At 69.3% G+C, this 23416-nt stretch carries 25 protein-coding genes and 1 pseudogene; 14 read left to right on the top strand and 12 right to left on the bottom strand.

What is annotated here, in order from left to right; all coding sequences use genetic code 11:
• Position 1 precedes the first annotated feature (1 nt).
• Complete coding sequence (locus P3T37_RS01480; RefSeq protein ID WP_280721510.1) at positions 2-1342, top strand: radical SAM protein; 1341 nt, start codon at positions 2-4, stop codon at positions 1340-1342.
• A complete protein-coding gene (locus P3T37_RS01485) occupies positions 1339-2364 on the top strand; it encodes an aminotransferase class I/II-fold pyridoxal phosphate-dependent enzyme (RefSeq protein WP_280721511.1) in 1026 nt (341 codons plus the stop codon). Before P3T37_RS01480 ends, P3T37_RS01485 begins: the two co-directional genes overlap by 4 nt.
• 180 nt (positions 2365-2544) lie before the next feature.
• On the opposite strand, the gene P3T37_RS01490 is transcribed toward P3T37_RS01485, so the two are convergent.
• The 5 genes from P3T37_RS01490 to P3T37_RS01510 form a co-directional block, all read right to left on the bottom strand.
• Positions 2545-3363 carry a CHAP domain-containing protein gene (locus P3T37_RS01490; protein ID WP_280721512.1) on the bottom strand — a complete coding sequence of 273 codons (819 nt, stop codon included), beginning with the start codon at positions 3361-3363 and terminating at the stop codon, positions 2545-2547.
• A gap of 69 nt (positions 3364-3432) precedes the next feature.
• Positions 3433-4323, bottom strand: coding sequence for a peptidoglycan-binding protein (locus tag P3T37_RS01495; RefSeq protein ID WP_280721513.1), 891 nt, complete (start codon positions 4321-4323; stop codon positions 3433-3435).
• A 191-nt stretch (positions 4324-4514) separates the two neighbouring features.
• Positions 4515-4949 carry a hypothetical protein gene (locus tag P3T37_RS01500; RefSeq protein ID WP_280721514.1) on the bottom strand — a complete coding sequence of 145 codons (435 nt, stop codon included), beginning with the start codon at positions 4947-4949 and terminating at the stop codon, positions 4515-4517.
• A gap of 272 nt (positions 4950-5221) precedes the next feature.
• Complete coding sequence (locus P3T37_RS01505) at positions 5222-5452, bottom strand: hypothetical protein (protein WP_280721515.1); 231 nt, start codon at positions 5450-5452, stop codon at positions 5222-5224.
• 48 nt (positions 5453-5500) lie between these two features.
• Positions 5501-5635, bottom strand: coding sequence for a hypothetical protein (locus P3T37_RS01510; RefSeq protein WP_280721516.1), 135 nt, complete (start codon positions 5633-5635; stop codon positions 5501-5503).
• Positions 5636-5921: 286 nt separating this feature from the next.
• Between P3T37_RS01510 and P3T37_RS01515 the strand changes: the two genes are divergently transcribed.
• Positions 5922-6896 carry a helix-turn-helix transcriptional regulator gene (locus tag P3T37_RS01515; RefSeq protein ID WP_280721517.1) on the top strand — a complete coding sequence of 325 codons (975 nt, stop codon included), beginning with the start codon at positions 5922-5924 and terminating at the stop codon, positions 6894-6896.
• 164 nt (positions 6897-7060) lie between these two features.
• On the opposite strand, the gene P3T37_RS01520 is transcribed toward P3T37_RS01515, so the two are convergent.
• Positions 7061-8737: a serine/threonine-protein kinase gene (locus tag P3T37_RS01520; protein ID WP_280721518.1), complete on the bottom strand. Its 1677-nt coding sequence runs from the start codon at positions 8735-8737 to the stop codon at positions 7061-7063.
• Between the two features lie 154 nt (positions 8738-8891).
• On the opposite strand from P3T37_RS01520, the gene P3T37_RS01525 reads away from it, so the two are divergent.
• Positions 8892-9686, top strand: a complete 795-nt coding sequence (locus P3T37_RS01525) for an FHA domain-containing protein (RefSeq protein ID WP_280721519.1) — start codon at positions 8892-8894, stop codon at positions 9684-9686.
• Positions 9687-9742: 56 nt separating this feature from the next.
• Here P3T37_RS01525 and P3T37_RS01530 read toward each other — a convergent pair whose 3' ends face one another.
• The 3 genes from P3T37_RS01530 to P3T37_RS01540 all read right to left on the bottom strand — a co-directional run bounded on the left by P3T37_RS01530 (position 9743) and on the right by P3T37_RS01540 (position 13277).
• Positions 9743-9964, bottom strand: coding sequence for a hypothetical protein (locus tag P3T37_RS01530; protein ID WP_280721520.1), 222 nt, complete (start codon positions 9962-9964; stop codon positions 9743-9745).
• A gap of 31 nt (positions 9965-9995) precedes the next feature.
• The gene (locus P3T37_RS01535) at positions 9996-12470 is read right to left on the bottom strand and encodes a hypothetical protein (protein WP_280721521.1); all 2475 of its coding nucleotides are present in this window, start codon (positions 12468-12470) and stop codon (positions 9996-9998) included.
• Between the two features lie 81 nt (positions 12471-12551).
• Positions 12552-13277, bottom strand: a complete 726-nt coding sequence (locus P3T37_RS01540; protein ID WP_280721522.1) for a Crp/Fnr family transcriptional regulator — start codon at positions 13275-13277, stop codon at positions 12552-12554.
• Between the two features lie 175 nt (positions 13278-13452).
• Here P3T37_RS01540 and P3T37_RS01545 point away from each other — a divergent pair, with 175 nt between their 5' ends.
• From P3T37_RS01545 to P3T37_RS01555, 3 genes are read left to right on the top strand one after another with little or no spacing between them, the layout of a single operon-like run.
• A complete protein-coding gene (locus tag P3T37_RS01545; RefSeq protein WP_280721523.1) occupies positions 13453-14214 on the top strand; it encodes a hypothetical protein in 762 nt (253 codons plus the stop codon).
• Between the two features lie 7 nt (positions 14215-14221).
• Positions 14222-14638: a hypothetical protein gene (locus P3T37_RS01550; protein ID WP_280721524.1), complete on the top strand. Its 417-nt coding sequence runs from the start codon at positions 14222-14224 to the stop codon at positions 14636-14638.
• Positions 14635-15534: a protein phosphatase 2C domain-containing protein gene (locus P3T37_RS01555; RefSeq protein ID WP_280721525.1), complete on the top strand. Its 900-nt coding sequence runs from the start codon at positions 14635-14637 to the stop codon at positions 15532-15534. The genes P3T37_RS01550 and P3T37_RS01555 overlap by 4 nt, the downstream gene beginning before the upstream one ends.
• A gap of 197 nt (positions 15535-15731) precedes the next feature.
• Here P3T37_RS01555 and P3T37_RS01560 read toward each other — a convergent pair.
• Positions 15732-16247, bottom strand: a pseudogene (locus P3T37_RS01560) (5'-3' exonuclease H3TH domain-containing protein); the annotation flags it as partial.
• A gap of 49 nt (positions 16248-16296) precedes the next feature.
• Here P3T37_RS01560 and P3T37_RS01565 point away from each other — a divergent pair.
• Together P3T37_RS01565 and P3T37_RS01570 are read left to right on the top strand one after the other, a co-directional pair.
• Positions 16297-17895 carry a recombinase family protein gene (locus P3T37_RS01565; protein ID WP_280721526.1) on the top strand — a complete coding sequence of 533 codons (1599 nt, stop codon included), beginning with the start codon at positions 16297-16299 and terminating at the stop codon, positions 17893-17895.
• A 37-nt stretch (positions 17896-17932) separates the two neighbouring features.
• Entirely contained in the window at positions 17933-18547 is a 615-nt protein-coding gene (locus P3T37_RS01570; RefSeq protein ID WP_280721527.1) for a hypothetical protein, read from the top strand.
• A 95-nt stretch (positions 18548-18642) separates the two neighbouring features.
• On the opposite strand, the gene P3T37_RS01575 is transcribed toward P3T37_RS01570, so the two are convergent.
• Positions 18643-19164 carry a GNAT family N-acetyltransferase gene (locus tag P3T37_RS01575; protein WP_280721685.1) on the bottom strand — a complete coding sequence of 174 codons (522 nt, stop codon included), beginning with the start codon at positions 19162-19164 and terminating at the stop codon, positions 18643-18645.
• Between the two features lie 2 nt (positions 19165-19166).
• Positions 19167-20429: a helix-turn-helix transcriptional regulator gene (locus P3T37_RS01580; RefSeq protein ID WP_280721528.1), complete on the bottom strand. Its 1263-nt coding sequence runs from the start codon at positions 20427-20429 to the stop codon at positions 19167-19169.
• Positions 20430-20673: 244 nt separating this feature from the next.
• Here P3T37_RS01580 and P3T37_RS01585 point away from each other — a divergent pair, with 244 nt between their 5' ends.
• The 5 genes from P3T37_RS01585 (at position 20674) to P3T37_RS01605 (ending at position 23401) form a co-directional block, all read left to right on the top strand.
• Positions 20674-21126, top strand: coding sequence for an ATP-binding protein (locus P3T37_RS01585; protein ID WP_280721529.1), 453 nt, complete (start codon positions 20674-20676; stop codon positions 21124-21126).
• Complete coding sequence (locus P3T37_RS01590) at positions 21123-21320, top strand: hypothetical protein (RefSeq protein WP_280721530.1); 198 nt, start codon at positions 21123-21125, stop codon at positions 21318-21320. The genes P3T37_RS01585 and P3T37_RS01590 overlap by 4 nt, the downstream gene beginning before the upstream one ends.
• A 20-nt stretch (positions 21321-21340) precedes the next feature.
• The gene (gene amcB, locus P3T37_RS01595) at positions 21341-22483 is read left to right on the top strand and encodes a cyclophane-forming radical SAM peptide maturase AmcB (protein ID WP_280721531.1); all 1143 of its coding nucleotides are present in this window, start codon (positions 21341-21343) and stop codon (positions 22481-22483) included.
• A complete protein-coding gene (gene amcA, locus P3T37_RS01600; protein WP_280721532.1) occupies positions 22480-22644 on the top strand; it encodes a multiple cyclophane-containing RiPP AmcA in 165 nt (54 codons plus the stop codon). Before amcB ends, amcA begins: the two co-directional genes overlap by 4 nt.
• A 67-nt stretch (positions 22645-22711) precedes the next feature.
• Complete coding sequence (locus P3T37_RS01605) at positions 22712-23401, top strand: pentapeptide repeat-containing protein (protein WP_280721533.1); 690 nt, start codon at positions 22712-22714, stop codon at positions 23399-23401.
• Positions 23402-23416: the final 15 nt, after the last annotated feature.

The raw sequence follows: 23416 nt of genomic DNA on the forward strand, positions 1-23416 counted from the left end.
GATGCACCGTAGTGACCAGCGCTTCCACGTCATCGTCCTGTCGAACTTCGCGAAGGGCTTCGACAAGTACGCGTTCGCTTATGGTAAGGCGGGGATTCCGGAGAGTACCTATCCCGACCGGTTCCACCTGCTGACCCGAGCGGAGTTGGGTATCGGCATCGGCAAGGCGCGACGCCTGCTCGACCGTCTGGCCATTGCGGGCGACCGGCTGCTGGTGCTGGAAACCACGGTGGACCCCGACCAGTTGGTGCCCAACGTGTCGACCGGACTCGGCATGGAACTGCACGAGGCTCGCATCCGGTTGTCAGCCGTCCACGAGCTCGGCCAGGTGGGCGACGAGTTCACGCTGCGCCCGACAACCGTCGAGGACGCGATGGCGGCCTCCCTGCACCTGCACGCATCGGCACAGCGTCGCTACGCCGACCTGCGACCGCGCTCGGTCTCGATTCTGCCGGTCGCCTCCGCCTGCCAGGCCCGGTGTTCGTTCTGCTTCTCCGCGGCCTCGATCTCCACCGACCAGGCGCCGGCCCGGGTCCCGTGGGACGCCGTCGCCCACTGGCTGGAGCGCGCCCGTGCGGCGGGTGCCGAGCGTGCGGTGATCACCGGCGGCGGGGAGCCCACGCTCATACCGTTCGACCAGCAGCTGCGGCTGGTGTCCGCCTGCTCGGCGGCCTTCCCGAAGGTCGTCCTGATCACCAACGCGCACACCCTGGCGGAGGGCCGGCACGCTGACCGGGCCGACCGACTGGCAGCCCTGAGCGATGCGGGCCTGAGCGTGCTGGCGGTTTCCCGCCACCATCAGGACGACGCCGTCAGCGAGCGGCTGATGATGCTGCGCACGCCGGTGAGCTCGGTGGTCGACACCTGGCGCGAGGAACGTGACCGCTGGCCGGGGCTGCGGATGAGGCTGATCTGCGTACTCCAGCACGGCGGCGTGGCCGACGCGACCGGCGTCGCCGACTACCTGTCGTGGGCCGCGGCCCTCGGCGTCGAGGAAGTCTGCTTCAAGGAGCTCTACGTCTCCACCAGCACCGAGTCGCTCTACTTCGAGCGCGCCGCCAACGTCTGGAGCCGAGAGCACCAGGTTTCGCTGTCCGTCGTCACCCGGTTCGCCGAGCAGCACGGCTTCGAACCGGCCAGCCGCCTGCCCTGGGGCGCGCCGGTCTACCACGGCAGCTGGGACGGCCGACCGATCCGGATCGCCGCCTACACCGAGCCCAGCCTGCTCTGGGAACGCACCAACGGGATCGCACGCAGCTGGAACGTGCTGGCCGACGGACGCTGCTACGCCTCCCTGGAAGACCGGGCCAGCGAGATCGTGCCGGAAGGGGTGGCGGCATGAGGTTCGACGGGTTCCAGGAGTTCCGACAGCGCCAACTCAGTGCTGCCCCCTCGCTGCTGGACGCCGCCGAGACCAACGTGTACCGGGCGCTCGCTCCGCTGCGGCCGGAACCGCCAGTCGACCTGGGTACGGTGCACCGGTGCGACCTCGCCCGGGCCTGGCTCCGGCGGTTCGAACTGCCGGAAGAGTGGTCCCGCCGCGCCATGGTCTGTCGCGGGGTCCGTCACGGGCTCGGCGTGGTGTTCCCCTGGTTGAACGCCGTACAAGCGCGGCTGTGGCTGCCCAGCGACGTGTACCCGGTCTACTTCGAACTGGCCCGCGCCGCAGGCCTCGCGCCCACCTCCTACCCGACCCTGCCGTCGCCGACCCTACCCAACTCGCCGACGGACGACCGCCCCGAATACCTGCTGCTCGCCAACCCCAGCAAGCCGCTCGGCCGGTACCTCTCCGACGCCGAGTGCGCGGCGCTCATTTCGTGGCTGCAGGAATCACCGCGCCGCCACCTGCTGATCGACGGCGTCTACGACCTGGGAGCCTCGTTCGCCGCCGGCACCCGGCGACTGCTGGACACCGGGCGTGCGGTCCTGCTGCATTCGGTCACCAAGGGATGGCTCTGGCCACGCACCTTCGGTGTGGTCCTGCTGAGCCCGGCGCAAGCCGAACTGGCCGAAGCATTCCGGGCAGATCCGCCGACGCCAACTCAACTGCGGCTCGCCGACCACCTGCTGACCGAGCACAGCGACGTACCCCAGCAGGTCGTCAACGAACTGGCCACCCGGGCTGAGCGATTGTTCGAACGGCTGCCGCCCGAGGTGCTCGCGGCAATTCCCCCGGCGAGCCGGACCTGCCCCGGCAACTACTTCTTCCCAGTCGACATCCCAGCGCAGACACTCCAACGCGACTGCGGCCTGCTCGCCATCCCGGCCAGCGTATTCGGCGAGACCCACTGGTCCGGCTCCATCCTGACCAGCCTCGCCGACGCCTTCGGCCCGACGCCGCCGGTGGCGCGACGAAACCACTGAACGTCGAAGCCCCGTCGGGCGAAGGCGACTTGGAAGGTCACCCGCCCGACGGGGCTTTCGATGCGTACCGCTGCGGCTCCGGCGGACCTCGTCACACCGCCGTGACCTGCACGCTCACGAGATCACCCCGGCTGTCAGGTGGTCCTTGGCGGGGCGTGCCAGTGTCCTGCTGGTGGTTGCTCAGAAGTGGAGCATCCACTGGAAGTCGGCCTGCGCGCTGCTGACGTGGACGTGGCTGCGGGTGCCGTAGGCGAGGGGGTTGTTCCAGTTGTACTCCTCGACGTCGAAGGAGCCGTCGGAGTAGACGGCGTTCACGTAGGCGACGTGGCCGACCTTGTGGACGTCGTTGACGGCGATGGCGCCGACGGTGGGGGTGGTGTTGACCGTGACGCCGACGCGGCGGGCGGCGTCGGCCCAGTTGCCGGCGTCGCCCCAGGTGGTACCGCCCCAGGAGTTGCTGAAGTTCGGGACGCCGAGACGGCTGGCGATGCGGTACGCCGCGAAGGCGGTGCAGTTGTCGGCAGCGAAGCCGCGGGTGCCGTGGTCGAAGTCGTTGACGGCGCTCTGGTTGCCGCTGCTGCTGCCGAGGAACTGGTGGGAGGCATCGTTGTTCTTCAGGGTGGCGTCGAGGTTGCCCTTGGCGCCGGGGGCGAAGTCCTGGCTGGCGCCGGCGTAGCCGCTGTCGAAGTAGACGCGGACGGTGTGCCCGGTGCGGTTCCACACCGATGCGGCGTTGTTCTTGACGCAGAGGCCCTGGCCGGCGCCGGAACCCTTGAATTCGTAGCAGGTCGGCTGGGTGGCTCCGAGGTTGCTGACGGAGTCGGTGAAGTCGGAGACCGAGCCGGCCTGGTTGCTGTTGTAGTAGTAGCAGAACTCTCCGCTGTCGCAGACTCCGTCGCGGGACGCGGCGAAGGCAGGGGCGGAGGTGGCGGCGACGACGGGAACGGCCATGGCGAGTGCGGTGCCGGCGACGGCGAGCGTGGTGCGTATGTTCTTCATGGATTTCTCTTTTCGTGACGTGTCATCAACGGGTTCTTCAGTCGTGCTCGGGAGGTGCCGTGCGCGCCGTCAGTGGGTGCGCTGGTACTCCTCCCAGGTCTGGATGGGGATCCGGGGGCCGTCGTCGGCGCCGCGGTTGGCCAGGCCGTTGAGGCCGAGGTAGTAGTCACCGATCTGGTTCTGGGCCTGGGTGGACAGATCGGTGTCGTTGATCGCTGCGGCGTGGATGTGCCACGGCCAGTCGCCCTGGCTGGGGTTGCGGACCCAGGCGGCGAATCCGACCTCGCGCAGTGCTCGGGCGACGGCAGTGCGGGTGGTGCTGGACATGCCGTCGATGTTGACGTCCACGACGCCACCGCCGTCGTGAGTGCCGGCGGAAGTGGGATCGCCGCCGGGGTTGTAGGAGCCCTGGGACAGGGTGAGGTGGAAGCCCAGGAGGCGCTCGGCTTCCGTGAGCATGCTCTGGGTGCGGGTGTTGATGGTGTATCCGTCGCGTTGCAGCTTCGCGCCGGGTCCGATCCGGTAGGTGACGGTGAACCGGCCCTGCCCGAGTACAGCGAGGGAGGAGGCGCCGGGCAGCCCGTTGGCGGCCAGGCCGGTGTAGCCGAGGGAGCGCTGGAAGGCGGCGTAGGCGGTGATGGTGGTGGTGCCGAAGTACCCGTCCACCCAACGGGCGTCGAGGAGGTGACGGGCCTCCAGAGCCTGCTCGACGGCCAGGACCGAGTCGTGGGCCCCGGGGGTCAGCGTGTTGTCGGCGCGTCGGGGATCGATCTGGGCAGCCAGAACAGTGGCTTCCATGTTCACCACGGGCAGCGTGGTAGCCGTGGCTGCCGATGCCCCGGGGTGGGGCGGTGGGGTTGCCGCGTGGGCCGGTGCGGCACTCAGCACCAGGCCGCTCAGGACGGCGGCGGCCGCGAGCAGCCGGCTTGCGGTGTTGCGGGTCTTGATGGCGAATGCCATGCGGTGGTTCCTTCTGGCTCGGTGAAAGATCGGCCCTGACCTCGTCCCGGTGTCGGGCGCCGGCGGGTGAGAGGTCTGATGGAGGGCTCGGGGCTGGGGCAGCGCTCAACGGCACCGCTGGTGGGTGCGGCCGTCGCTGACCTGGTTGCTGCGGAGAAGGGCGGCGTCTGCGGTCACCGTGGGCCGAGGGGTCAGCAGCGGACGTCGGTCTTGACGGCGACGTCGCCGGGGTAGGGAATGGGGCCGGTCCCGTTGAAGCCCAGGGCCTGGGTGCACTGCGACAGGGTGGCGGCGCCCTGGGACCACACCTCCACGCTGTTGTGGCCGCACATGGGGTCCTGGACGTCGTGTCCGCCGCCGGTGACGATGGCCGCGCACACGTCCCAACTGCTGTGGGAGGAGCGGTAGCCGTCCCACACGTACAGGTAGGAGTAGTTCTTCCCGCAGCCCTTGAACTGCTTCACCGACGCCATCGTCTGCCCGCCGACGTTGAGGTAGGCGGTGCTACCGATCTGCGTGACACTGGAACAACCAGTCGGAGTCGAGGCGTTGGCGGTCGCGGGAATGGCAAGGAGCATCGGCGCGGCAAGGGCGGCGACGGCAGCGATCTTGGCGAAGCTGGGCATGGCGAATGACCTTCTTTCAGGAAACGGGAGTTGAGGAGATGCCCCCAGCTGCCGCCAGGGCGCGCGGACACCGGCGGACGAGGCCGAGGAGCCCGTAACGACCGCTGCGCCGGCCATCGGGGCTGTCGCGGTCGGATGCGTTCTTTCCGAGTGGGCGTCATGTGCCGGGCCAGTCCGAGGGGTTCGGACGGAGGCGGGCAGATGGTTCTCAATCTCCCGGCGTGACTGCACTCAAGCAGCCGGGAGAGCCGTGAACTCGGTTCGTGGAGGTCCTACGTGAGGACGAGGCGCCCGCCACGCAGCGCCGGTGCGAGCTGCAGAGCACGTTCGCAGACCTGGCGCAGCTTCGCAGTTGCCGCATGCGGAGTGTCCGCGATGACCGCGGCAGCGATGAAATATCGGTGGAGGTCGACGCGGGTGCGGATGTGTTCCACTCGGTCTTCGTGTTGGCAGTGGACCCAGATCAGATCGGTGACCGCTTCAGCCGTCAACTGCGATGACACCGGGTCAGGACAGAGGAGAGTCACCGCGACCAGATGCACAGGATCCGGTCAACTCTGTGCGGGTGATGCGGCGCGAACGCCGTCCCAGTCGAAGCCCGAGGTGGTGACGGTGCCTTGGACGGCCGAGCGGGCTGCGACGATGCCGTCTGCGGCGGGGGCGCCCAGGCCGACGGTGAATGCCACGACCAGGGCAGTGCACGCGATGCGTATCGAGTGAGCCACGACTGTTCTCTCCTGTTTCGTAACTAATGCTGTGCCGTGAATGGTTCGCGGAGCTCGTCCCGGTTCTTGTGGCGCTTTCCGCTGCTGAGGAAGAGCTTGCCGTCCGGGCAAGGCGATGTCACGGCTACAGAGGTGGCACCAAGGTGCTCGGCATCTAGGTGCCAGATCATCTTCGTCCACGGAAGCGTTGCGTCTCGGGCCGCCGTGCGCCGATGATGATGATCACCGACGTGGAGGGGGACGCGCAGTGTTGCAAGCACTCGGATTGGACGCACTGACAGAGAGGGTCTACAGGACCCTGCTGGCCGAGCCGGACTGGGGGGTCGAGCGCATTGCCGCCAACCTGCACCTGTCGGAGACACAGGTACGTGAAGCACTGGACGAACTACTGGAACTGACGCTGCTGCGGCCCGCGGCCGACTCCCATGCACTGCGGGCCGTCAGCCCGGAGGTCGGACTGACCAGGCTGCTCGCCCACAACCAGAACCAGCTGCTCTTTCGGCAGCAGCAACTGGAGAGCGCCCGGACCGCGATCGCAGCCCTTTCCGCCGAGTACATCGACCGACGACCCGATGATGAGATGGTCCTGCGGCTGGACTCCCTCGAAGCCGTCCGCGACCGCCTCGAGGAGCTCGCAGCGACCGCGACCGAGGAATGCCTGTCCTTGATGCGGGGGGGAGCGGCTCGCCCCGATTCCATCCAGGCCGGCAAGCACCCCAATCAGATGGCTCTGGAGCGCGGAGTGGTCATCCGCAGCATCTTCCAGGACAGCTTCCGCAACGACCCCGACACCCTGCGCTATGCCCGGTGGCTAGCCGGTCTGGGCGGTCTGACGCGCACCGTGCCGCTACTGCCGATACGACTGGTCATCGTCGACCGCAGCATCGCTCTGGTTCCGACCGACCCCAACGACGGCCGCCGCGGCGCACTGGAACTGCACGGGGCGGCCCTCATCCAGCCCTTGTGCGTACTGTTCGATGAACTGTGGCGCAGCGGAACCGACTTCGGTCAGCCCGCCTCCCGTGACGACCAGGACCTCACCGGGTCCGAGCGCGCTCTGTTACAGCTGCTGGGCAGCGGCCACACGGACGAGTCCGCCAGCCGCAAGCTGGGCCTGTCCCTGCGGACAGTGCGTCGCATGATGCAGGACCTGATGAATCGTCTGGGTGCCGAAAGTCGCTTCCAGGCGGGGGCCCAAGCCGTGCGGAAAGACTGGCTGTGACCCTGTGGTGCGGGGTGGTGAGTCGTCCTTGACCGGCGTCAGCAGTTGGGCGAGCGCGGCGGGCGCTGCGGGGTTGTGACGGGCCTGTCGCCCTCGGCGCGGGCGTGGGGTCCTCGGCTCGGCGCCGGCTGGACGGCCCGTCAGGGCTCCTGGTCGCGCCGGCTTCACCGACGGACCGGGGTGATGCCATTCATGCCGTAGCGCGCGGAGCACTGCTCGCTGGACCGGTCGCTCGCGTTCCAGACGCAGATCCACATCGTGGTGCCGGTGTCCGGGATGACGTTCGTCTTCGCGGCGCCCCAGGAGGTGCGGAAGGTGTAGCTGAAGCCGTCGCTGCGGTCGAGCTCGGCGAAGCAGGCTTGGTTCAGGGAGGTGTTCAGCACGCCCGCGAGGGCGCCGGAGCCGTTGTCGTCCAGCCAGGCGGAGCAGGCGGCGTCGTTGCCGAACCAGCTGGTGTCCGCCTCGGATCCCTTGACCTGCGCCGGGTCGTCGCGGCCGTTGATGCCGCTGATCGATGACGAGGTGGGGCTGGGGGCAGCCGCGGGCGAGGAGGCGGTCACGACGGGGGCAGGGGCCGTGCTCGGCGGGGTGGTCGGGGGTGGGGGAGTCGGCTTGGCAGTGACGGAGGGCGAGGGGGGCGGGGTTGGGGGGAACGGCTGCGTCGAGCCGACTGGGGTGGTGAGGGTCGGGAGAGTGGGTTTGCTGGTGGAGGACGCCGAAGGGCTCGCGGAGGGCCGCTGCGTTGCCCCGACGATTGGTTCGACAGTGACCGACGCGCTGCCGGACGATTGTGCGGGGCGGTTCTGCGGGGAAGGGGAAGCGGACGGGCTGAGGACGAACGCTGCGACGGCGCCGAGGGCGATCACGGCGGCGATCGGTAACACGAGCAGGCGTTTGCGCGGGCGGCGAGGTGATCCGGGGGGCGTGTTCCCGACCTCGGGCTTCGGGTCCGTGGCCAGGTCCGGCGGCGGGACGGTCTCCAGTTTGCCGACCGGAGTCGCGGCGAAGGCACGTCGCGCATCGATGCGTGACATGACCTCAAGCGGCCACGACGGGGGAGGAACGGGCAGCTGCGCGTGGGTCAGCGTGACGATCTCGTCGGCGGTGGGGCGTGCTTCGGGGTCGGTGGCGAGACAGGGCTCGATGACGGCGGCGAGGTCGGCGTCCACGGCGCGCAGCGGTTCCACATCGGGGACGACGCCGGGCGTGCGACCCGAGGCGGCGTAGAGCAGGAGTGCCGCGAGCGAGTAGACGTCCGCGGGCGCTGCCACGTCCTCGTCCCCGACCTGCTGTTCCGGAGCCGAGAACCCCTGGGTTCCGTAGCTGCCACCGCTCCTGGTGAGCCTCGCCTGGTCTGCGGCGCGGGCGATGCCGAAGTCGATCAGCTTCACACCGTCGCGCACCAGCATGACGTTGCCGGGCTTGATGTCGCGGTGCGCGATCTCGGACGCGTGCACGGCCCGCAGTTGAGCGGCTGCCTCGGCCAGCAGCAGCCACAGCGCATCGGCGGGCAGCGGGCCGCGTAGCCGGACCGCCTCGTCCACCGTGAGACCGGGGACGTACTCGGCGGCGAACCAGGGGCGTTCTGCGGTGCCGTCGCTCGCCAGTACCCTCGGCCCGACCCCGAACGGCACCCGGTAGAGGATGCCGACCTCTCGTTCGAAGCGTTCGCTGGAGACCAGCCGGGGCCGGACGCGCTTGACGGCGGCGTAGCCCCTGTCCGAGGCCCCGAGGTAGACCTCGCCCATGCCGCCGGTGCCGAGCAGGCCGATGACGGTGAAGCTGCCGATCTCCTGCGGATCGTCCGGACCGAGCGGTTCGGCGACCGTGCTATCCATCATCAGCAGATTTCCCGGCCGATTGCGCTCATGGCGGGTAGATTATCGATCAAGTCATGCCCATGCAACATCAGTTGGGGGAAACCGGGTTCCGCGTGAGGACCGGTCCTCGGAGTGCGTTCCTACACTGACCCGAGCCGAGGCGGAGGTATGTGAGATGGCGTACGGAGACTTTCCACCCCAGATGCTGCCGCCGGGCAGTCCTGCCGACAGGGTGCCCTCGGCGCCGCCCGGGACGATCTTCGTGCTCGGTCCGGAGGGCGGGTACGCGGTGCCGCCGCGCCGGTACACGCTGCTGTTCGGGCGCGACCGCGAGGATGTGCACGTGCCGGTCGGTGTCGACGACCCGACCGTCAGCCGTCGGCACGGCGTCTTCACCTGCACGGGTACGGACGGCAACTGGTGGCTGATCAACACCGGCAACCTGCCGATCGAACTGCCCGACGGCGTACTGATGCTCACCGGCCACAAGCGGATCATCGAGTCCGGGTACACCCCGCTGGTGATCAACTCGTCCAAGCAGCGTTCCCACCTGGTGGAGGTCCGCGTCGTGGACGAGGATGACCGGCACCCCCGCTCCACGAGCAGTGCGGACACAGTGGATCCAGAGACGGTCTACGAGCTCTCCCCGCAGGAGCGGCTGGTCCTCACCGCGCTCGCCCGGCGCTACCTGGAGGGCCACGACGCCTTCCCCCTCCCGTTGACATGGGAGGACACCGCCCGTCTGGTCAACGCTTCGGTTTACGTGACCAAGTCCTGGAGCTACAAGTCGGTCGCGAACGCGGTCGAGGACGTGCGCGAACGGCTGCACCGGCGGGGCGTGCGCGGACTGACGCGCGATGAGGTCGGCGAGCCGGTCGGCTCGATGCTCAGCGTCAACCTGATCAGGGAACTGCTGAAGACGGCAACGCTGAATGCTCAGGACCTGGAGCTGCTGGCCGGCCAGGACTGAGCGGATTGCAGTGCCGCGTGCCCCAGTCGATCATCGGCTGGGGCACGCGGCACTTCTCAGCGTTCTGGGTCGGGCTCGGCTTTGGCGTTGTAGGTGACGTGCATGGTGCCGTGCTCGACCGCGAAGACGGCTGCCTGGTCCTCCGCTGAGTTCTGCTGATGCGGTTGCGGCTGCTCAGGGCCGTGCGTCGTGTTCGTCACCCGGTTGTTGTCGCCTACGACGAAGGTGCCGGAGACGTCCCCGGCGTGGATGTCCCTGGGCGTGGATTCCGTGGGCATGATCGGCCTTTCTCGAGGGGATCGGGGTAGGTCAGCCGCCGCAGTCGGTCGTCAGGCTGTCTATGGCAGACCGCATCGTCGCGCTCTGACTCGCTGTGTCGATCGTGCTGCCTGACACAGTGGGTTGGAACGACTGGTACTGACTCGCTATCTGCTGGGCGGCGGTCAGCATGGTGTTGAGGTCTGTTTCCACGGAACTGTCCTGAGCATTCGACGCGGCCTGCTGCAACGTGGACTCGATGGAGTTCAGGTCGCTGACGACGGTGTGGTCGTCGGCGACCACCGTGCTGTCGTCGGGAATGGTGGACGTCGCGCCCGAGTTGTAGGCGTCTACAGCGCTGTTGTACGAGGTGCTCGCGTCGTCTGAGGCGTTGGCATCGGTGTCGTACTGCTGGGACTCCGGTGTCAGCTGCGGGAACACGGTCGCGCACACGGGGTCGAAGGTGGGTGCGGGCGGGGTGTAGTAGCTCGGATCCGGCGGGATGACAAGGCCCGACGGGTTGACAAGGCCCGACGGGTCGACGGGGCCCGACACGGCGGCTGGCGACGGGGCCGGCTGGTCGTCTGCGTAGACCAGGGCGCCCACGCCCAGCACGGCGACGAAGCCGAACGCGCAGGCGAGGGCGAGTACTGACACTCCGCCCTTGGCACCTGCCGCACCTGCGACGGTGAGCGCCGTGTGGCCCGAGCTCGTCGCGCTCGTCGCGGTTGTGCTCACGGCGTGCGTCGGCTGGGCGGCGGAGATGTGTGCCGTGTGGCCCGAACTCGTCGCAGGCGTGGGTGTGTTCACGGCGTGCGTCGGCGTCGGCTGGGCGACGGAGGGGTGCGGCTGCGAAAGGTCGATCCGCGCCGGTGTCGGTGTGGGGGCAGGTGTGCTGGGCGGCAGGTGCGTGGCGACGGCCGGGTGTTGGCCGGCACCGGAAAAGTCGACCACCGGCTTCGCCACAGGTGCGTGCGGGGGAACCGGCGTGGCGGGTGCGTGCGGGACGGGCGGCAGGTGGCCTGTGCCGTGCGTCGGGACGAATGTGTGTACCGGCGTCGTGGTGGTCGCCGCGGCGTTGGCGACCTGATGGGCCGCCGAATGCGCTCGCAGGACGGTGAGTTCGTGCCAGAGCACACCGGCCTCGAGCGCCAGGGCCGCTGTCTGTGCGGCCCGACCGATCGCCTTGCGGCGAGTGCGCGCCTCGCGCAGGAAGAACTCCTCACCCGCGCTGTCTCCCGCGCTCTTCGCGGCGGTCCAGCCGGCTCCGAGCAGGCTGCCCCATGCGTCGAACTGCCGGGACAGCGCCAGTTTCGGCGAGGCGGCACGGGCCAGCGTCACGCCGAGCTGCGCATGTCCGCTCTTCTCCGCCCGGAGCACCGCAACGTCCAGGGCCTGGAAGTGGGCCGCGACCTCGTCCGGGGTGGTCTCCCGCGCCTCGATCCACGCGGTGAGCGTCCGGCAGAGCCGGTCGGCGGGAAACTCCGTCATCCGGCTCTTCAGCACGCAGCCGGCGACGTCCGGCGGACATCCGTAGCCGGTCTCCGAGGCAAGCAGCAGGCCGTGCCGCACCAGGCCGTCGGCGAGCGCGTCGGTGTCCGATCGGCCGAGCAGGGCGTTGAGCTGCCGGGCGGCCAACTCGGCGCCGGACAGCGAGCCGAGCAGGTGCAGCAGGTCGCGCTCCGGCGGCCGGAGCCTGTTCAGCAGCGCGGGGAGCAGTTCGGGGAGGTCGGCGATGCCCGGCAGGCCCTTGCCTGTCGCGGCAGACAGGGCAATGCGCCGCAGCCGGAGCGGGTTGCCGTGCACAGCGTCGCACAGCGCCTGTACGGTCCGGGTCTCGTCGGGCCGCAGCTCGCGGGCCAGCACCGTCTGCACCAGGTGCGCCCCCGCCGGGGCCGTCAGCCCGTCGAGCTGGATCGCGTGTACGCCGGCGACCGCGGACCGTTGCTGCGAGGTGAAGACGAAGGAGGACTGCTCGGCCATGTCGAAGAGCCGGTGCAGGTCCTTCTCGTCGAGTCCCGCGTCGTCCAGGTAGATCCGAACCCGCAGGGTCTTCAGGTGCTCCTTCAGCACCTCCAGCGACGGCTTGTAGTTCGGCGCGTCGAAGCCGATGTCGAAGATCGCCTGCGCGATGTCGTCAGCCGTCCGTCCACCGGCTTCGATGTAGGCCGCGCCCTCGGGCCCGCGCGGCATCGTGCACGCGAGGTGGCGCAGCAGCGCGCTCTTGCCGACCCCGGACGCGCCCCAGATCTGCACCAACTGACGCTTCTCGACCGCCTGTTGCAGCACCTGGAGGTCCCGCTCCCGGCCGATCAGCGGATCGGCGCCGGACCGGGGCAGCTGGGAGATCGCCTGGCGCCTGACCGGTTTCGGCAGCGGCCCCGCATGCACGGTGACGGTCGCACCGTACTCGGCGGTGACCCTCAGGGTGTTCACGGTGTTGTGGCTGCCGACGACCATCGTTCCGGACACGTCGCCGACCCTGATCCGCTCGGAACTGTCCGGAGCGCCGTTGTTCTCTGGCATGTGCTTCCCCCGCCCTCTCCAACTCTTGGGTCCCAGCACTTGGTCATGGTGGCGCCGACCGGTTGTGCGAACCCGACGCTTTTACGTATTCGGTGAGATCCCCGGTGATCCGGCCGCGGCGGCGATCCGGGCGAGGCGGTCCAGGTCGAGGATCGTGATCCTCCGGTAGCCCGTCACGACCGCGCCCGACTCCCGCAAGGCTCGCAGGGCCTTGTGGATCGACGACTCCGCCGCGCCGACCAGCGTGGCCATCTCCGGCTGTGACAGCGGGAGTTGAGCCTCGTTCCGGCCGGGGCGCCGGTAGCTGACGGCCAAGTGGTGCAGGATCCTGGCCAGCCGCCCGAGTACGTCGCAACCGGTGAAGTCGACGATCCGGCCGGTCGCCGTGCGCAGCTTGGCCACCACGCTCGCGTTGAGCGCGAGTCCGATGGCAGGGTGCTGCTTCGTGCAATCCAGCAGTTCGGAGCGCAGGATGTAGCGGGCCAGCACCCGGCCGCAGGCGGTCACGGTGCCGATCCGCGGCTGACCGTCGATCCCGGCGAGCTCCCCGACCAGGTCCCCGGCCATCCGCACGGCCAGCAGCGCCTCCCGGCCGTCCTGCGCGTGCGCGGTGACCTTCACCGTGCCGCCGGTCAGGAGCAGCGCGAAGTCCGAGGTGTCCGCCTCGCGGATGGTGATCTGACCAGCCGGATAGACCACGCGGTGGCCGAGACCGAGCAGGACTCGGCGGTCGTCCTCGCCGACCCGGCCGAGCAGCCCGGCCGGCGGCCAGTACGTCTCAGCCCCGCGCACCCGTGTCCTGCTCATCGGCGACACCTCTCTTCTTCGTTCGGCCGAAGCCGGACAAGCGGTATTAGTAGCCGTTCTACCCGAGGACCCCTCCTCTACGATCTCGTCAATCATCTTGTCGGCGCCGGGAATTCGGCGCCGACGGCACATCGATCTTCGAAGTGCCGGCCCCCGTCGTGATCGCGGAGGGAATGTGAACCCGAGGTACGAATACCGAGCCCTGCTCGCCTGTGACATCGCGGGTTCCGCAGGTCGCGGGCAGCAGCGGCTGCAAGAGATCCGCGGTGTGCTGCGGTCCGCGCTGTCCGGTGCCTGCGGCGTCGCGGATCTGGACCTGCGGGAGTTCGCGTACACGGACACCGGCGACGGTTGCCGGCTCGTCGCCCCGGCCGGGCTGCCCAAGGCCAGACTGCTCCTCCCGCTCCTGCCGGAGCTGAGCGAGCGGATCCGCGAGCACAACCGCCATGCCGTCCCGGGCACTCAGCTGCGGGTACGGGCCGCAGTGCACGCGGGGGAGGTCCGGCTCGACCCGGAGGGCACCGTCTCCGGCACTCCCTTCGAGACGCTTGCCCGGCTGCTCGACTCGGCCCCTCTGCGGAATGCGGCCCTGGCCGGTCCGGACGGCACTCCGGTGGCCGCGGTCCTTTCGCAGCACGTCTACGAGGAGACGGTCGGGCACGGCTACGAGGGGTTGGAGAGCGGCGCCTTCACTGCGGCCGAGGTCCGGGTCAAGGAGTACGCCGCACCGGCATGGCTCTGGTACCCGGGCAGCCCTGTCGGGCCGCGCGGCGATGCCGGAACGGTCGATGCCGGGGCAGGCGAATCCGGCTCCGGCGAGCCGCCGGCGGAACCCGGGGCACGGACCGTGGAGCAACGCGTCCAGGCCACCGGGAACGGCACGGTTTTCGCCGTCGGCCGTGGTGACCAGCACATCCGCTACAACGACTGGAGTTGACGCACCGATGAACGAGGAACTCGCCGAGCTGGCCGCGAGCGGCGCCACCGCGCTGGTCTCCGCGATGGGCACCGATCTCTGGCAGGAGGCGAAGCGGCTGATCAGCGGCGTCATAGAGCAGGCCCGCAGCAGCCGCCGCAGGGAGCTGTCCGACGAGCTGGAGCGGAGGTCGACCGCCACGAGGGGAGCGGTCGACCCCGCGGTCCTGAACTACTGGACCGAGGCGCTGTTCCAGCTGCTCGACCGGAACCCGGAGCTCGCCCAGGACGTCATGGCCCTGGCATCGCTGCAGACCGCGCAGCGGCCGGACATCGTGGTCCAGGTCAACTCCGCCACCGATTCGGGTGAGGTGTTCGCGGTACAGCACGGTAGCCAGCACTTCGCCTTCGGGCCGAAGGCCCGCGATCCCCAGGAACGACCGTGAGCTGGGACAACAACCGGCGGGACGGCCTGATGAACGGATGGGTGCGGGCGGCGCTGATGGTGGCCGTCGTGATCGGGGCCTTCATCGAGGTCAGCACGCCGCACCTGCACTACGGCCAGTTGGTGGATGCGCTCGCCCTGGCGGCCGTGGGTGTCGTCGGCACGGCGGCGGCGCTGGGGTCCGAAGCCGCCGCGACGGTCGCCCGGCCGCGGGCCGGGCTCGAACGGGAGCCCCGGCACGACGTGACGGTTCCGGTCTGCCGCTACGCCGCCGGCCCGGCGGTGCCGACGGCCCAGCCCGCGAGGCCCCGGCCGTTCCTGCGCGAGCGGCCGACCGACCTGAGCGTCCCCCGCTTCGGCGAAGGCGCCCGTGCGCAGGGCTACCCCTGGCTGCTGCCGGAGCGAACAGTACAGAACGGGATCGCCGCCGACGAAGCCGCGGTCGGTGCCCTCGCCATCCGCGCGGCCTCCGTCATCGGCCCCGGCCACCGCTGCGGCCAGCCCGCCGACCCGCGGCAGGACTCCTACCGGATCGGGCGGAGCCGGGACAGCCGGTACGCGATCGTGGCCGTGGCCGACGGCCTGTCCAGCGCGGCCTGGTCCGACGCCGGAGCGACCACGGCCGCCAGCCAGGCCGTCACCCTGCTGCGCGAGCAGATCGAGGCCGGGGGCTTCGGCCGGCTCGACGTCACACAGCTGTACCGGCGGATCGCGGACTCGGTCGCCGGGCACGCGACCGGACGCGGCGTCGGCACCGCGCAGGTGGCCACCGTGCTGATCACCGCGGTGGTCGGCGCGCCGGACGAGAACGGCGTGGCGCAGGCCTGGGTCGGGTGGCTCGGCGACAGTTCCTCGGCCCCTCGGCGAACGGGGGCGGAGGCAGCCCATCCCCGGTGACGACCGTGCAGCCGACCTCCGCCTTCCCCAGCAGCTCCGAGGGATGGTCGCCGAGTTGCCCGTCCCCGGACCCCACCACGTCACTGCCCGGGCCCACAGCTACTGCCACCGCCAGGGAGTTTCCGCCGAGTCGCCGGCCGACCTGGACGAGGCCGCCTGCGATACCGGGTGCTGCTGGGTAACCGGTGGCCGGGCCCTCAGTGCTGCTCGCCAACCTGCGCGAGGGTGTCCAGCAGCCGGGTGAGGGAGGTGCCCAGACCCCAGCGGGTGGCGAGGTCCTCAAGGGTCATCGGGTCGAGCGGCTCCTTCGGCAGCGCCGGGTCGAAGTCGGGCAGCGGCACGTCGGTGGCGACGCGGACGACGGTGGGGGCGACGTCGAGGTAGGCGGCGCCTTCGAGGAGGTTCTTGCGGCGGGCGGGGGTGAGTTTGGAGAAGGGGTCGGCGGCGGCGGCGCGGATGGCGGCCAGGTCGCCGTAGTCGGCGATGAGTTGGGCGGCGGTCTTCTCGCCGATGCCCTTGACACCGGGCAGGCCGTCGCTGGGGTCGCCGCGCAGGACGGCCATGTCGGTGTACTGGGCGCCGGCGACGCCGTACTTCTCGCGCAGCAGGGTGTCGTCGGTGATCTGCAGGGTGCCGACGCCCTTGAGGGGGTACAGGACCTGGATGTCCCGGGCGTCGTCGACCAGTTGGAAGAGGTCGCGGTCGCGGGAGACAGAAGTTTCCCAACACGCGAAACCGGGTCTGACCTGCGAGGATCCGAACATGCTCAGAGCCGTCGTCGGTGCACGCGTCAGCGTGGTCAAGGGGGCCGAGAAGGTCTCCCACCTGGTGCAGAAGGAAGCCGGCCAACGCTACGCCGACCGGTCGGGCTGGGAGGTCGTCGGGTACTTCCAGGACCTGGACGTGTCGGCCGAGGTCCGCCCGTTCGATCGCCCCGACCTCGGCCCGTGGCTGGGGGAGAAGGCAAGCCTGTGGGACGCGATGATCTTCTCGAAGGTGGACCGCGTCTTCCGCTCGGCGAAGGACTGCGCGGACGTGGCGCACTGGGCGGAGGCCAACCGCAAGATCCTCGTCTTCTCGGACGACGGCATCGTCCTGAACTTCCGGGACGAGGGCAAGGACTCGATGTCGGCGATGATGAGCAAGGTCTTCCTCATGCTCGCCTCGCTCTTCGCGGAGATGGAGCTCAAGCGGACGAGGGACCGAGTTCTCGGTGCCCACCGATTCCTGCGGAAGACGGTGCGTTGGCCGGGCGGGTACGCGCCCTACGGCTATGAGGTGGTGGATCACCCGGAAGGCGGAAAGACGCTCAGTCTGGAGCCACAGACGGCGGGGGTGGCGCGCGAGATGGCGGAGTGGTACATCGCAGGCTGGTCGTTCCGTGAAATCGCCGGAGAGCTGAATCGCCGTAACGAGCCGACGAACCTGGTGCGCCATCTGAGGGCCCAGGGGAAGACCGAGACCTCGAAGGGGAAGAGCGTCGACGGGATCGAGTGGGCCACCAGCGTCGTCGCCGACCTGCTCAGGACCCCGTCGCTGCGAGGGTACAAACTCCACCGTGGCAAGGAGACCCGTGGCGCCGACGGGCTGCCGATCAGGATCGCCGAACCGGTCTTCGACCGAGAGCTGTGGGCCAGGCTGGAGCCCGCGCTCGCGGCCAGATCCACGAAGAAGACTCGGACCTTTTCCACGTCCGCGCTGCTCGGCGTTGCCTTCTGCGATGCGTGCAATGGGCCGCTGTACCCGAAGAACGCTCCGAAGAAGTCGAGTGGGAAGGTGTACAGCTACTACCACTGCCCGAGCGGGAGCGCGAAGGGGAGGGCGAACTGCGGAACGTCACAGCCCTCCCAACAGCTGGAGGACCTGATTGAGGAGACCTTCATCGCGAAGGTCGGCGACAAGCACGTTCCAGTGCGCCGGTACATCCCGGGGGAGGACCACTCGGAGGATCTGGCCGTGGTCAAGCGGGCGATCAAGGGCCTTCGGGAGGAGAAGGACGAAGGCCTGATCGTCGGTCGCGAGGACGAGGACGAGTGGAAGGAACGCATGCGGGCGCTGCTCCAGCGGCGAGAGGAGCTCGATGCCCTGCCACAGCGGCCGGCGCAGTGGGTTCTGGAGAATTCCGACGAGACGTACGCGACGGCCTGGCAGGCTCGGGACACCGCAGGGCGTCGGCAGCTTCTGCTGGACAGCGGAATCAGGCTGGTGGTCAAGCCCGGACCGGCTCTCCAAGCCCAGGTCGAGGTCCCGGAGGACTTGGCCGCCCGGCTCAGGGACGCGGTCACTCGGAGCGGATCGACCACTGCCTCGGGTGGCGAACCCCCTTCGGCCCAGGTGGAGAACACCGTCACGTCGGGTTGATGTACTGGCGCGTGCCGCCGCCGGGGTCTCGGGCATCATGACCATCGACCATGGGCGTATTTTGAGAGGATCGGTACCGCAGGTGTCTGGAAGCGGACAGGCAGCATTGACGGAGCTGTGGAATCAGCGATGGCCTGGCTGCCCTCCGGTTGGGCACCAACTCCGCGGCCCTTACCGAGATGTCTGGGTCCGCTTTCACAGCCTGCCGGAGTCGAAGCGCTACCCGCAGGACGAGACCGAGTACGCCATCGTCTTGGAGCGCTACAACACCGTCCTCGACGAACTGTTCGCAGGCGAGGACGTGTACGTGATCAACCCCAAATGGACGGCGGAGCCCGATGTGCCGCCTCACCAACCAGATGCTGGCTACTGGCAGAGCTTGCTGATCCAGGACGACCCTGACCCGGAGTTTCGCACCTATTACCACCTCTTCGCTGCTCGCCGCCGCTGGCAGCGTGGGTGCATCGACGACTTGCTGCGTGACGTTGCCGACGACAAGACCGCGGACGTCCTGGTCACCGATGCCCGTCTGGAGCGCATTCACCATCCTTATGACGGTGGCGCCGACGTCTTTCTCACCACGCCCGAAGAGCGGGATCGGTTGCGGGACCGGCACTCCAGCTGGCTTTCCAGCCACCCGGCCGGTCTCTGACCGGCTCGAATATCTACTGCGGTCCCGCGTTCGACGAGGGGGCAGTTCCCGAGTCCGAGCGGGTACTGGTCTCGGTCCCGCCGATTCGGACGCCGTCAGCGTGGGCGGATCATGGCGGTGAGCCGAGGTGAGTCAGGCGAGGGTTGCTGGCTGTTGAAGGCCTGGTAGCCCCAGGTCTCGTACAGGGCTTGGACTTTGCCGTCCCCAGCGAGCGGGTTGACCATGAGGGTGACGCGATCCTCGGCGCGGTGGGCGAGGAGCTCGTCGTGGATGCGGCGGGCGGTACCAGTACCGCGCCAGGGGGCGCGGACGCCGATCTCCTTGATGACCAGCACGGGGGCGTCGGTGAAGCCGTCGGGCAGGGGTTCGGCCATGCGCTTCCAGTACCGGTCGCCGGCGTCGGCGGTGTTGCCGTAGGCGTAGCCGATCGGGACGTCGCCGTCGTAGCCGAGGACGAGTGCGAAGCCGGGTTCGGTGGCGTGGCGGTCGAGGCGTTCGGCGAATGTCTGGACGCGGTAGTTGGCCAGGTGCAGTAGGGGCGCCCGTACGTCGGCGTAGACGTCCAGCAGGTCCTGGCGGGCCTGCGCGGTGAGGTCAGTGTGGTGGCGGAGCTCGATCGTCACGCGGTGGTCCTCCTGGTGTTGTGTGCGTACTCGGCCCAAGTGCGGGCCAAGTTGCTGCCGTCGGCCAGGTCGCCCAGCTTGGCGCCGAAGGCGTTCAGCATGCCGGTGACGCGGGGGTGGGCGGAGACCTCGGCTGGGACCGACATGGCGGTGGCGACGGCAGGTTCGAGGTCGCCCTGGCCGAGCTGGGCGTGGGCGAGGCGAACCGTGGTGATCGCGTGTGAGCGCTGCATAGCGCCGCGGCGAAGCGCCATGCTGCGGTGCGCGTGAGCTTCCGCTTCCTCCCAACTGCCGGCCGAGAGGTAGGCGGCCAGGGCCAGGGAGTCGAGTTCGGCCTGATCGTAGAAGGCTGTTATCCACAGAGGGCGGGAGGCGCCGGAGTCGGCTCGGTCAAGGGCCTCCTGCGCGTGCCCGAGAGAGCGTCGCACCGCATTGGTGTCTCCGGTCAGGCCGTGGATGGCCGCGTGGCGGGCGTGTCCGAGGGAGGCGAACAACGGGTCGCGCCGGGCGATGGGCAGGTTGCGAGCCACGTCGTTGGCCGCGAGCGCGTCGCCGGGCCGGCCGAGATGGCGGTAGAGGCTGCCGGCGTGGGACCAGATGCGGAACTGGATGGACGAGTCACCGGACATGGCTGCCAGGGAGGCAGCCTTCTGGTGATGCTGGAGAGCGGCGTCGAAGCGGCGGCCGTCGATGGCGGCCCACATTGCGCTCGACATGAAGGAGGCCGCGCTGGCGTACAGCTGTGCCCTGATCCGCTGGGTGGCGGTGCCGCGTTCCTGGAGGGCGAGGGCTTCGTCGGCCAGCTGGCCAGCCCGGGTCTCGATGCTGAGGCGCCCGCCGTGGCGGTGGTCGCTGGCGACGACCTCGGCAAAGCGGGCCTGCAACTGTTGGACGTCGCTGATCCCGATCCGACGTGGTCCGGCAGCGGCGCCCGTGAGTGCGGCCACGGTGGTGCCTCCGGCGGCTGCTATGAAGTCGCGTCGCCTCACGTCTTCCTCCCTTGCGCTGCTTCGGGCTCGTCCTGTGGGGACGAAGCCCAGGTCCTCGGGCGGGCAGTCGAATACTGCCGTGAGCGCAAGGCGGATCTTCGCTGGTGGCCAACGGGTCTGACCAGTCAGCCAGTTGTGGACCGTGCGCTCTGATACCGTGCCGAGCTTCCCTGTGAGGACCTTGACCTCGGCGTTCACTTCGCGGGCTAACTCTGCCTTCGTCATGCGGCGTTCGGCCATCCGGAGGCGGAGTGCGACGTTGGCCACCATGCGGTCAACGTAGCTGTGGTGTGACGTGGTGTGCAGGGGGTCGGGTAATGAGGCGGTCAAGTTTTCCGGTCGAACGCGGACCAGAGGCACTCGCACTTTGCCTCACCGACCCGTAGCTGACGGTCGTTCACTGGTTACGCGAAGCCGTCCTCCTCTCGGGGACGGCATCTGGTTCCAGGCCCGTCCTGTGTTCCGGGCCGGGCACCGGCCAACCCTCAACCGCACTCCAACCAGGAGTTCCGCCATGGCCTTCACAGCCGGCACACCTTCGGGAGTCGAGCCAACGGCCGCCGTGACCGCAGCCGCTAGCGGTACCGAGTCGGTCGGCCTGGACCTGCCTTACCAGGCTGAGTCCGTGTCCGCCGCCCGTCGGCTGGTGCGCGTGCAACTGGCGCTCTGGGGCCTGGACCACCTCGTCGAGGACGCGCAGGTGATCGTCTCGGAGCTTGCGACCAACGCGGCCAAGACCGGGTGCCGACTGCGGATGCGGGTCGAGATCGAACGGCTCACCGAGAAGGCCGTCCAGATCCGCGTCACTGACGGCTGCCGCATCCTGCCGGTCATGGTCAAGGCCGATGGGCAGGACGAGGGCGGCCGGGGCATCGCTCTGATCCACCACCTCACCGGCGGCCGTTGGGGCGCTGATCAACTGCTGAACGGCAAGACCGTCCATGCCGAACTGGGGGCCGTGGCATGAGTGCCCAGCACCGCGGTCCCGACCGCGACCTTTTCGGCGACGCCATGAAGACCCTGGTGGTCTCCGGCCACCTCGCCGTGCTCGGTCTGCTCGGCTACCTGGTCGAGCACCAACCGCCCCAGTACCAGCCGCTCACCGCGGCCAGCGCACCGGACACCGACCCGGGCACCGACCCGGGCACCGAATCCCTCTGACCGAGCGAGGAGCCAGCACGATGCAGACCCTGGCCAGCTACCGGCGCCGCATCGCCCGCCGTCCGAACACGGTGGTCGTGCAGCCCGACGGCTTCTGCAATCTCAACTGCACCTACTGTTACCTGCCCGACCGAGGCCGGCGCACACCAATGCCGGTGACGGTCGCCGAGGCGGTGGCTCGGTCGATCGCCGAGTTCGCCGACACCACGACCTCCTCGCCCATCGAGGTCCTGTGGCACGCGGGCGAGCCGCTGGCTGTGGGGCGGCAGCGGTTGGCCGAGTTGCTGGCCCCGTTCGAGCCGCTTCGGAAGGCAGGGCTGGTCGAGCACTCGGTGCAGACCAACGCGGTACTGATCAACCCGGCCTGGTGTGACTTCCTGACCGCGTACGGGTTCCGGGTCGGGGTGAGTATCGACGGCCCGGCCGCCCTCAACCGTCAGCGCGTCGACTGGGCCGGACGCCCGGCCTTCGACCGGATCATGAAGGGCATCAGTTGCCTTCGGGACCACGAGGTCCGGTTCTCCGCGATCGCAGTCGTCAGCGCGGAGAGCACCCTCGGCCCGGAAGGGCTGCTGGACTTCATGGCGGACCTGGGCTGCCACAGCGTCGGGCTGAACATGGAGGAGACCGAGGGCGTCAACACCGGCCGGGCGGTGCCCACCGTCGAACAGGCCCGCGAGTTCTGGCGCCGCACCATCGCCTGGTCCAGGCTGCACCGAGAGCTGACCGTCCGCGAAGTTGACCGGCTCGGCAGCTACCTGCGGTCCGCCCGTGAAATGGGTCTGGCCGCGTGGGACGACGCGCTGATCGACCCGATCCCGACCGTCTCCGCCGCCGGGGACGTGGTCCTGCTCTCGCCCGAGCTCGCGGGCATCAGTGACCCGGCATACAACGACTTCCGGGCCGGCAACGTCCTGGAGCTGACCATCGGCTCCATGCTGGATCGCGCGCACCACCTGCGGTACGTGCGCGAGTTCCTGACCGGCCTGGACGAGTGCGAGGCCCGGTGTGAGTTCTTCGGCTTCTGCCGGGGAGCCCAGGCCGGCAATCGCTACTTCGAGAATGGGCGCCTGGACACCACCGAAACCAACTACTGCCGCGTGTCCAGGCAGGCCCTCGTCACCGCACTGTCCGATACCGTCCGAGAGGAGCAACCAGCATGACCATCCTCGAACTGCTGGCCGTCACCGATTCCCCTGTGGTTGCCGACCTGACGTCTGGTCACCCGGTCACGGTCGCCAAGTTCGACAACCGACCGACGTGGGACAACGTCGGCTCGTCGTTCGACAACCGGCCCACCTGGGACAACAAGACCAGCAAGTAGCACCACCTGAGCACCCGGGCCCGCACCGCGCGGTGCGGGCCCGGCCCGACAGAGCGGAGCCCCACCCGTGGACAGCATCACCTTCGGCCGCGTCACCGTCACCCTGCCCACTCTGGACGAGCCCGGCCTCTACCTGTCCAACGTCACCTCCCTGGACTCCGCCCGGGGCATCGTCCAGGACTTCCAGTACGGCGACGCCGACCTGCGAGACCTGGACCTGGCCGACACCAGCCTCATCACCGGCCGCGTCAGGGGGCTGCGGGCCGACCGCGTCCAGCTCGACAAGGTCCGCCTGGACTCCGTCGAGTTCGACACCTGCGACCTGGCCACCGCCCGCATCGCCGACAGCAAGTTGTCCCGCGTCGTCTTCCGCAACTGCAAGATCATGGGTGCCAGCCTCACCGGCGTGGCCCTGGACAACGTGCTCTTCGAGAACTGCAAGCTCGACTACGCGAGCTTCGAGCAGGTCCGGGCCACCGGGCCGGTCGCGTTCTCCAAGTGCGTGCTCACCGAAGCATCGTTCACCGGCTGCGACCTGACCGGTGCGGTCCTGGACGCGTGCACACTGCGGTTGGCCGAGTTCGGGCGAGGCAAGTACCAGGGCCTGGACTTGCGCGGCAACGACCTGACCTCGCTGCGCGGCCTCGCCCACCTCGCCAAGGTGGTCATCGACCGGGCCCAGCAGTCCGAGCTCGCCGAAGCCCTGATCGCGGAGCTGGACGTGACCTTCGGCGACACCCTGAACCAGCGCCGGTGACCCGAACCGGGAGGA

It is taken from the genome of Kitasatospora sp. MAA4 (assembly GCF_029893355.1).
In the GTDB taxonomy this organism is placed as follows: domain Bacteria; phylum Actinomycetota; class Actinomycetes; order Streptomycetales; family Streptomycetaceae; genus Kitasatospora.